Source organism: Flavobacterium sp. MFBS3-15 (genome assembly GCF_026107645.2).
Taxonomy (GTDB): Bacteria; Bacteroidota; Bacteroidia; order Flavobacteriales; family Flavobacteriaceae; genus Flavobacterium.
In genome coordinates this window covers 139,639-149,252 of sequence record NZ_JAPCHV010000011.1, presented here as the reverse complement: position 1 = coordinate 149,252, position 9,614 = coordinate 139,639, and the positions used below count along the sequence as shown (strand labels likewise).

General features: G+C 39.8%; 9 protein-coding genes. 3 read left to right on the top strand and 6 right to left on the bottom strand.

The annotated features are described in order from the left end of the window. Positions 1-131 precede the first annotated feature (131 nt). The 4 genes from OGH69_RS11510 to OGH69_RS11495 form a co-directional block, all read right to left on the bottom strand. The gene (locus OGH69_RS11510) at positions 132-800 is read right to left on the bottom strand and encodes a hypothetical protein (protein ID WP_265174616.1); all 669 of its coding nucleotides are present in this window, start codon (positions 798-800) and stop codon (positions 132-134) included. Between the two features lie 154 nt (positions 801-954). Beyond that, entirely contained in the window at positions 955-1,347 is a 393-nt protein-coding gene (locus tag OGH69_RS11505) for a 2-dehydro-3-deoxyphosphooctonate aldolase (protein ID WP_265174615.1), read from the bottom strand. Positions 1,348-1,604: 257 nt separating this feature from the next. Beyond that, entirely contained in the window at positions 1,605-2,483 is an 879-nt protein-coding gene (locus OGH69_RS11500; protein ID WP_265174614.1) for a glycoside hydrolase family 25 protein, read from the bottom strand. Positions 2,484-2,486: 3 nt separating this feature from the next. Beyond that, complete coding sequence (locus OGH69_RS11495; protein WP_265174613.1) at positions 2,487-3,236, bottom strand: CDP-alcohol phosphatidyltransferase family protein; 750 nt, start codon at positions 3,234-3,236, stop codon at positions 2,487-2,489. A gap of 183 nt (positions 3,237-3,419) precedes the next feature. On the opposite strand from OGH69_RS11495, the gene OGH69_RS11490 reads away from it, so the two are divergent. The 3 genes from OGH69_RS11490 (at position 3,420) to OGH69_RS11480 (ending at position 6,365) form a co-directional block, all read left to right on the top strand. Continuing rightward, positions 3,420-4,409: a putative type IX sorting system protein PorV2 gene (locus OGH69_RS11490; protein ID WP_265174623.1), complete on the top strand. Its 990-nt coding sequence runs from the start codon at positions 3,420-3,422 to the stop codon at positions 4,407-4,409. An 11-nt stretch (positions 4,410-4,420) separates the two neighbouring features. Then, positions 4,421-5,539 carry an Lnb N-terminal periplasmic domain-containing protein gene (locus tag OGH69_RS11485; RefSeq protein WP_265174612.1) on the top strand — a complete coding sequence of 373 codons (1,119 nt, stop codon included), beginning with the start codon at positions 4,421-4,423 and terminating at the stop codon, positions 5,537-5,539. Positions 5,540-5,627: 88 nt separating this feature from the next. Further along, positions 5,628-6,365 (top strand): tyrosine-protein phosphatase, encoded by a 738-nt coding sequence (locus OGH69_RS11480; protein ID WP_265174611.1) that lies wholly within the window; start codon positions 5,628-5,630, stop codon positions 6,363-6,365. 23 nt (positions 6,366-6,388) lie between these two features. Here OGH69_RS11480 and OGH69_RS11475 read toward each other — a convergent pair whose 3' ends face one another. After that, positions 6,389-8,788, bottom strand: a complete 2,400-nt coding sequence (locus OGH69_RS11475) for a GumC family protein (protein WP_265174610.1) — start codon at positions 8,786-8,788, stop codon at positions 6,389-6,391. An 8-nt stretch (positions 8,789-8,796) separates the two neighbouring features. Then, positions 8,797-9,558, bottom strand: a complete 762-nt coding sequence (locus OGH69_RS11470; RefSeq protein WP_265174609.1) for a polysaccharide biosynthesis/export family protein — start codon at positions 9,556-9,558, stop codon at positions 8,797-8,799. Positions 9,559-9,614 lie beyond the last annotated feature (56 nt).

The window sequence follows — 9,614 nt, the reverse complement described above, 5'->3', positions numbered from 1 at the left end:
AACGTATAACCTTTTATGGGCTAAAAAGGAGACTTTAAAATGTCAAAATCAGCATGCAAAGAAAAGTAAACTTAATTAAAATGAAAAAGGGGCTATCCTTTTGAGACAGCCCCTTTTTTGTTACTACTGCCCTATGATTTCCCTGTGAGTTTAAGATACATAATGCCAACGATGGAAGCCATCACTAAGACGATCCAGCGTGAGGCTTTCCTTGTCTTTTCATCCAGATTCCTGTCCTTTTTGATTATAAAAAACGACCAGCCAAGAACCCCCAGCAAGACTATGCCGCAAGTGCCCACGACGATTATATTTTCGGCGATGAAAATACCTGCCATCAATAGCATTACTGGAATGAGAAGGAGTATTTGAAACCTTTGAAAGAACGGAACATGAGTTTTTTGTACTATGGGCATTACTTCGGAAAGGCGGCTTTCGAGTCTGCCGTAATCTTCAGTCTGCGCGAATATTCCTATTATGTCATTTGCCGAACGGCCTTTAATGATAATATTTCCATTAGGATGTTTTACGATTGCGGATATCTCTCCCAAAGGAATGTTTATATCAGGAGTATTGTTCTGTTTCCTTCGCACATAATGCTCATCGATGCTAAAGCGATAGCTTTCCAATATCGTCTTCTGCATATTAAGCGCCCTTGAAAGCCCAATGACAATCAGTACGCCGAATAGCGGAATCACAAGCAGCAATGCGGGCAGGCTTCCCTGTCCCTCACTGCGATTAAAGTAAGCCATTAGCCCGCCACCAAGCACCGCCATTACTGCAAATGGTAAAGCCTTAGCCATCATGCTTTTTTTTAATTCTGATATTCCTGCTTCACTAATCTTAAATTGCTCCATGCCCATAACTTATGTTATGCATTGCCGGGTACAAATTTCCGGCAATTCCTTCATGCAAATATAGGTATCGGCGTGGATAATCTTTAATAGCGCCGACAGCTTATTTCCCATCCAGCTTAAATCCCTTCGGCGCATAGAGCTTGTCGGAATCATACATGTTAAGGTAAAGTATCTTCTTTTCGGGGTCGCCATCGATCACAATCTCATAGCGGTCGAGCATCCCGCCCCATGCGCTGTTTTTTGTCTCAAACGGGCAGCAGCTCCCAAGGCGCACATAAGCTATGGGTTCGCCATTGGGGCCGGTCAGGCGTTCGAGGTAGCGGCGCTCATTGGCCGGGCCGCTGTTGACACCACCTACTTTTATAGGATTGGTTTCGCTGTAGCCGTAATCATCGGCTACGGTGGCGTCGGCATTTCGGGCTGAAGGATTGCTTTTGGAAGATGAGCAGGCCATAATGACCAGCACCAGGCAGGATAAAAGAATTGATTTCATGGTTGTTGAATTTACCGGTTTATGGTTTAACGCAGCAGCGGGCAGGAATATTTTACAGAGGTTGAGCCGGGTTGATTTCATTGCAGGATTTTTTTTCGTCGTATAGCAATAATGAGATGAATTGAAAATGTTTCATTTTTGCGCTGCACATTTTCAGTGTAAAAAAAAATAAAATTTTTCTTACAAAATAGATGCAATCAAAATATCATCATGGGGACCATCAAAAATCATCATGGGCACATGCAAAAACCGCCCTGTTACTTCCCTAAATTCTGCAGGTACGTCTCCCAAATCTCCCTGTTACCATTAAAAATATTCACATCAACATCCCCCTCTATCCCCCCGACCGATCCCTTGTCGGTAAACTGCCAGAAAAGCCACTCTTTTTTGATCTCATCAGCGAAAAAGCTATAGTTGGCAATCCAGAGGGTATAGTCCTGAAATTCGTCCTTTAAAAAGTCGGCATAAAAGCGCTCGCCGCTATAAAGGATGGGCTTCATGCCATAGTGGCCCTCTACCTTGCCAAGCCACTTTTTCAGGCCGCTTTTGAGACTGTCCATACTTTGCCCGGCGGGAATTTTCTCGATGTCCAGCACAGGTGGGAGGTCGCCTTTGCCAAGCTTTACGCGCTTTATGAAGCTTTCGGCCTGCTTGAGGGAGTTCTCGTCGGGCCGGTAATAATGGTATGCCCCACGGACGAGCCCAGCACGGGCAGCCCCTTTCCAGTTACGGGTAAACTCGGTATCTACGCCATCCTTACCTGCCGTTGCGCGGATAAACACAAATTGCATGGGGAATTCGGCATTGTCTTTCTTCAGGCTGTCCCAAACGATACGACCCTGGTAATGAGACACATCCAACCCAAACACCTTGTCTTTGTGGCGGCCCAATATCTCATAAATGCGCAGGTTTTCGATTTTCCTTTCCTCTTTGGTCAGGGATTCAATACGGCTATTCACTTTAAAACCAAGCCAATACAGGATACCATGGCGGTATTGGTATACAGCCACAGCGACAAAGGCCAAAAGCAATAACAGGAAGGGATACCTGAGTAGCTTACCCTGGGATAGCTTAGCGGTTTCCCTGGTTTTCGGTTTCGCCCGCCTTACGGCTGTTTTGGGCGGCACGCGTTTCATTGGCTATGCAGCGGTTTTGGCGGAAAGCTTATTGGTAATGGCAGACAGCGCCACATAGAACAGGATGATTACCGGTATTGCCAGGTATTGCAGGAAGAACAGCAACAGCACCGATATTACAAGGAATACGATCTGTATCTTATTGGTTTCCCAGTTAAAGTACTTTACTTTAAGGGAAAATAGCGGTATTTCGGCATTCAGCATGAATGCACTGAGCAGGCTGATTCCGATGAGTACATACGGATTGCTAAGAAAGGCGAAAAGCCAGCTGTCAGTATCAGAATGCGCCAGTATCATGGGCAGGCTCAGGATGAACAGGGCGTTGGCAGGTGTGGGCAACCCTATAAAAGAATCCGTCTGGCGGGCATCAACATTGAATTTTGCAAGCCTGTAACAGGATGCAAGGGTTATGATAAACCCAACATAAGGCAGCAGGCCCAGGTAAAAATTATCGGCAGCAAGGTTATATTCCTCCCTCATATCCTCAATTCCAACAAGCATCTGGAACATGATAAGCCCCGGCACGACACCGCTGGTAACCATATCGGCCAACGAATCGAGCTGAAGCCCTATAGGGCTTTGGGCTTTAAGTATCCGCGCGAAAAAACCGTCCCAAAAATCGAAGAATATCCCGATGCATACCCATACGAAAGCCATTTGATAATGGGTATCAAAAGCATAAACGAGGGCAACAAGGCCCGCGGCAAGATTACAAAGTGTTATGATATTAGGAATATGTTTCTTAAAAGCCATAGCCATAATTTTTATAAGCGCAAAGTTAACACAATAAGTTGGTAGAAATAGAGTTTAGTAATTGAGAATTTTATGTCATATTTGCACAAAATAACAGCTTTGAGAAAGATTTCCCTCATCTTAATCCTTTTTTCCACCGTTTACGCTTACAGCCAGACCGTCAGAAAGTACTCGAATGAGTTCATGAGCATCGGTGTGGATGCTGCCGCATTGGGAATGAGCAACGCTGTTGTTGGCCAGACCGGCGATGTAAACTCCGGCTATTGGAACCCGGCTGGCTTAATAAAAGTAAAAGACAAGCAGCTTGCCCTGATGCACGCCAGCTATTTTGCCAATATTGCCCAGTATGACTACGCTGCCTTTGCCATGCCAATAGATGACCGCAGCGCCTTTGGGGTGTCGGTAATCCGTTTTGGGGTAGATGACATCCTAAATACAACACAGCTTATTGACAGCGAAGGAAACATCGATTATAACCGTATCAGCCTGTTCTCTGCTGCAGATTATGGCTTTACCCTATCGTACGCCCGCGCATTGCCGTTAGATGGTTTCAATTATGGCATCAATGCCAAGGTAATACGGAGGACTATTGGCAAATTTGCCAATTCGTGGGGCTTTGGGTTTGATATAGGCATCCAATATGTAAACAAAAACGACTGGATGTTCGGGCTTATGCTTCGCGACATAACCACTACCTATAACACCTGGGCGATAGACGAGGAAGCCTATGAAGAAATAAGCAATGCTGTACCCGGCGAAAACCAGGAACTGCCTGAAACAACTGAAATTACCCTACCAAAAGCCCAATTCGGGGCGGCCAAGAAATTCTTCTTCCATAATGACTATACACTTTTGGTAGCAACCCAGCTCAACATGCAGTTTGCACAAACCAATGACATTGTTGCCAGCGATATAGTAAGCATAGACCCCGCTCTTGGCTTTGAGTTCGGCTATATTGACCTTGTTTACCTAAGGGCCGGTGTAGGCAACTTTCAGAACGTAAAAGCACTGGACAACTCTCAATCCCTGAGCTTCCAGCCCAATATTGGCCTTGGCTTCAAGTACCGCGGCATTGAGGTTGACTATGCACTTACCGATATTGGCGACCAAAGTGCGGCATTATATTCGAATATCTTTTCACTTAAAGTAGATTTAGGTATCTTTAGGCGATAAAAAACAACGTCATGCGCCTGAAAGTCTTACTGCTTTTCATAATCATATACCTCTCATTATCAAACACATCCGTTGCCAAAATCACCCTTTCACAGGATAGCAAAGTAACGTTGCTCACCTGTGGTCCCGGCGATGAATTGTATTCGGTATTTGGGCATACGGCGTTGCGTGTCAACGATCCTGCTTCCGGCAGAGACATCGTTTACAACTTTGGCACTTTTGATTTTGATACACCTAATTTTTATCTTAAGTTCGTTAAAGGCGACCTGCAATATAAACTTTCCACAAGCTCTTACGAAGATTTCATTTATACCTATCAATATTTTAATCGTGATGTTTTTGAGCAGGAACTTAACCTTACACTTAGGCAAAAAGAAAATATCTTAAATGAATTGGAACGGATATTAGGTTCGGAAGAAAGACTGTATACCTACAAATTCATTGACAGAAACTGCACTACCAGGGTAGCCGACCTGATTGAGCAATATGCTTCGGTAAAAATACCTATGGAAAATGTTGACAAGGGAAAAACTAAGCGCAGTATTATCATAGAGCGCCTTCAAAATAACTTTTATGAGAGCCTTGGGATCAATCTGTTGTTCGGATATAAGACAGATGAGAAACTTCAACGCCTTTTTCTTCCAGATCACCTTATGGATGGGATATCTACAGTTTCAACGCAGAACGGAAAAATAGCCAAGCCAGTAGTAACTGTTTACAAGAGTACTGCTGAAAACAGGAAATCAGCCTGGAATAATTTTTACACCTATGCCGCAGCATGTCTTATTTTGATGATTGGAACACGCAATAAAATTGTATTGCGTACCTGGCTGGCCATTACAGGGCTTTTAGGTATAATGTTCTGCTTCATGGGATTATATTCCCTGCACACAGAATTACAGCAGAATTATAATGTATTACTATTCAATCCTCTTTTTCTGCTACTACTGGTTTTTATATATTCAGGGAAAAGAAAGGCAATAATGATTACATCCAGCACCTGCCTTTTCTGCTGCTTGATTTATCTCGTTTTTTTGATTAACAAGCCTCATTTTGTAATGATGTTACCTTTAATTGCGGTCAATGCAGTAGTTTTATTAAGGCTAATTTATACTAAATTTAAAAAATAGAAAATTATGAAATCCTAAATGTTTTTTCGAAAACAGAAGTAATTTTTACGTTATTTTTGCACCATAACCCCTGTTTAAAAAGATCATTTTGCTATTTTTTAACAAACCTAAAATTCGGCTTGCAGATATTATTCCAGACGGATATGTAGATATTCATTCCCATCTCTTACCCGGGATTGATGACGGTGCTACAGATCCTGAGAACACTATACTGCTTATAAACAAATTAAAAAGTTACGGATTTTCAACTTTCATTACGACACCACATGTGATCAGCGGTGTTTGGAATAATACTTATCAAAACATAAAAGAAAAAGAAGCAGAAACACAAAAACTGCTGAGGCTGAATAATATCCAAAATCAAATCAAGGCTGCTGCGGAATACATGATTGACGAGGCTTTTTTCAGATTACTAAAACAAGAGCAATTACTAACGCTAAAGAATAGCTATGTACTCATAGAAATGTCATATATAAGCCCTCCTATGCAGCTATACGACATCATATTTGAGTTGCAGCTTGCAGGATATAAACCAATCCTCGCGCATCCGGAGCGTTATAATTTTTATCATTTAAATTTTGATGAATATAAAAAATTAAAAAAGGCCGGCTGCCTGTTCCAACTCAATTTACTATCTGTTACAGGTTATTATGGAAAGCCGGTGTTCGAGGCTGCCAAAAAACTTCTTGAAAATAATATGATTGACTTTACAGGCTCAGACACTCATCATGAAAGACATATAGAGGCATTCAAAAGTCCAATACTTCTGAAACAGCCTGACCTTTTAATCAAAGCTTTAAAAAAAAATTCCCTTTTTACTTTATAAAAGGGAATTTTTTTTCGCCTAACTTATTTATTTCTTCTTAAAAGCTTATCCAGGAATGTACGCGGTTTTGACCTCTCAACTCCGTAACCGTAACCATAGCCGTAACCATAGCCGTAACCATAGCCATAACCGTAACCATAACCATAACCGCTTTTTTGGTGAGTATCGTTAAGAATAATGGCCATATTAGGAAGTTTATTTTCCTTGTAAAGGGATTCTGGTATTTCAAGCATTCGCTTGTCAAGATGGCCATCACGAACTACATATACAAATGCATCCGCGTATTGAGCTATCGCAATAGTGTCCGTAACAAGGCTTACCGGAGCTGTATCTACAACAATATAATCAAATTCCTGTTTCAGTTCATCAAACATTTCCTTTACTTTTTGCCCCATTAGCATTTCAGCAGGATTCGGAGGTATTATACCCGGCGGCAGAATATAAAGGCTCTCAAAGCCGTCAACTTTATTAATAAAAGAAGAAACCGGCTCTGTGTTATTAGAAAGATAGTTAGTAACCCCTCTTGATGAAACTGTCAAATATTCATCTAATTTTGGATTTCGAATATCTAAACCTATTAGAAGTACCTTTTTACCCCCTAAGGCAATAGTAGATGCAAGATTGACAGAAATAAAAGTCTTACCTTCTTTTGGTATAGTTGATGTAACGAAAACAGTTTTAGCCCTTAAATCATTTTGAATATTACCAAATACAAACTCCAGATTTGTCCTTATTATTCTTAAGGATTCTGCAGTGCTGGACCTACTATTTAAGGTAACAATCTGATTATTAACTTCTGAACGCGGCACACTACCCAAGAATGGTACAGATAGTTTTTGGATATCAGCGTGTCCATGAATTTTGGTATCAAGAAGATCCCTCAAATAAATAATCCCGAAAGGCAAAAATATACCCAAAATAAATGATGAGAGATAAATTATTTTTGAATTTGGAGATATTGGAAAATCGCTTGTAAGAGCAGGGTCAATAATTTTGGCATTAGGTTCAGTTGTAGTCAAAGAAATAGCAGTTTCTTCCCTCTTTTGCAATAGATAAAGATATAGCGACTCCTTTATAGTTTGCTGGCGTATTATGGATTTAAATTCACGTTCTTGTCTAGGTATTTGCGAAATATCTCCCCTTAAAGCGACCTGTTGTTTAGAAAGATCATTCCTCTTTATTTGAAGTGTACTCTTTAACCTATCTAAACTCGAAATAATATTTGCCTTTAAGGCGGCTAGTTGAGAATCGATATTTCTGATAATTGTACTCTTAGGCCCAGCTCCAGAAAACAAATCCTCTCTTTTAAGAGCCAAAGCATTATATTCAGTTATCAAAGTTGGCGCAGAATTTGCGTCGTCTGAGAATGTAGTAAGTATATTTGCAGGAATCAGATCGGTATTAGGAGTAATAACAACCGCCTCCTTTAAAGAGGCAACAACCTTTAACTGAGTTTCAATTTCAGTAAGGGCTTTTTTAAAATCGGATGCATTGGTAAGAAAAATATCCGCTTCGGATGTAATATCAGTAATTGCATTATCTTTCTTATAATTTTCACCTTTCTTCTCAACATCTCCCAACTCTTCAGCAATTCTGCTGAGCCTGTCCTTTATAAATTCCGAAGTCCTTTTATATACTTTATTTTTATCATTTATTGCATCGTCATTATAATTCTGAATCACCGAATTGAGAAATTCCTCAGCCTTAATTTTTACAGGATCAACGATACTAAGCCTTACAACACTGGTATTATCGCCAACAACTTCAACTTTCAGTCTTTTTCTATAGCTCTCGGCTACAGACAATATTGGGTAAATTGTAATCGCTACATCAATATCATTATCAGTTGAGGCTTGCTGTTGTTTAACTATTGTCAAATCAATGCCTCTATATTTAAAAACATGTCCAAACTCGAAAACATTGGATGTATTATTGATTTCATCTGTAAGGGTAAATTTATTATTCTTAACAGAATTTAACTTGAATCTTAAAGAAGAATTGATATCATCAGTATTGAATATCACCTTTATGGGTGAATTCTTGTAAAGGTCTGTATGCTTAACTCTACCTTCACTTCTATAAACAACATTCAGGCCAAGATCCCTCACGGCATATTCAACAATAGTTCTTGATTTGAGTATCTCAATTTCGTTATCTACGTTATTTTTTACCTTTCCCATCATATCAAGTTCACTCAAACCCGCGAGTTCAGACACAACACCTCCTTTTTTATCATCTCTTACCAAGATAATAGCGGAAGAGTTATACTGAGGTATTGCATAACGAAGGTAAAAATAAGCCGACACAAGGCAGATTGTGATTCCTAACAAAAACCAAGGCCACTTATACAAATAATGAAAAAGAATATCTTTTACGATTAAATCGGTACCACCACCTGGAGTACTATTTTTTTCTTGTTGCATTTGCATATTTATCTTGTACTTAAAGCAATTATTGTAACCAAAAGTGAAAGTGCTGATAATCCAACTGTTAGATTTGGACCGATTGCAGATGAATTTACGCGAGTCTTATTAGGCTCAACGTATAAGAAATCATTACGACGCAAATAGTAAAATTCGCTATTGATTAAATTTGAATCTGTAAGATCTACGTAGCTTATTTTTTTCACCCCATCTTCCTCTCTGATAACCATTACATTATCTCGTTTTCCATATATTGTAAGATCTCCAGCTAAGCCCAAGGCTTCAAAAATAGTCAATCTTTCACCAGGTATGGTAACAACACCCGGCCTCGCAACTTCTCCACTAATAGTAACTTTAAAATTTACCATCCGAATGCTAACACTCGGATCTTTAAGTTCATCTTTTAACAAGTTTGTTATTTTCTCTTCAGCTTCGATACGTGTAAGCCCAGATAATTTTATTTTTCCGAAAACAGGGAAATTTATTTCGCCATTTTGGTCTATAAGATAACTTGAAAGTGCGTCATTATTTATAATATTTGACTTAGTGGTCATCATTGATACATAAACCAAATTAAATTGAGCAGCTAATTCTGGCTGCGAAGAAGTAACCGTTATAAAGATATTGTCGTCAGGCTGAAGTTTACTTTCATATTTAGCTTCAGAATCTTCAGTGCCAGAACCCTTGTTAAGATATACAATTTTTTTGCTTGAAACACATGAAACTAGACAGGTTGCAGATATTAATAGTATAGCTATTCTATTTATCATTTAGAAAGATTTATTTTAAACACAATCACGCAGCGTAAATTAGCGCAAATATACTT

Coding starts and splice junctions, on each gene's coding strand:
- OGH69_RS11510 (WP_265174616.1), bottom strand. CDS start 800: ATGGCTAAGGCTTTACCATTTGCAGTAATGGCGGTGCTTGGTGGCGGG.
- OGH69_RS11505 (WP_265174615.1), bottom strand. CDS start 1,347: ATGAAATCAATTCTTTTATCCTGCCTGGTGCTGGTCATTATGGCCTGC.
- OGH69_RS11500 (WP_265174614.1), bottom strand. CDS start 2,483: ATGAAACGCGTGCCGCCCAAAACAGCCGTAAGGCGGGCGAAACCGAAA.
- OGH69_RS11495 (WP_265174613.1), bottom strand. CDS start 3,236: ATGGCTTTTAAGAAACATATTCCTAATATCATAACACTTTGTAATCTT.
- OGH69_RS11490 (WP_265174623.1), top strand. CDS start 3,420: ATGAGCATCGGTGTGGATGCTGCCGCATTGGGAATGAGCAACGCTGTT.
- OGH69_RS11485 (WP_265174612.1), top strand. CDS start 4,421: ATGCGCCTGAAAGTCTTACTGCTTTTCATAATCATATACCTCTCATTA.
- OGH69_RS11475 (WP_265174610.1), bottom strand. CDS start 8,788: ATGCAACAAGAAAAAAATAGTACTCCAGGTGGTGGTACCGATTTAATC.
- OGH69_RS11470 (WP_265174609.1), bottom strand. CDS start 9,558: ATGATAAATAGAATAGCTATACTATTAATATCTGCAACCTGTCTAGTT.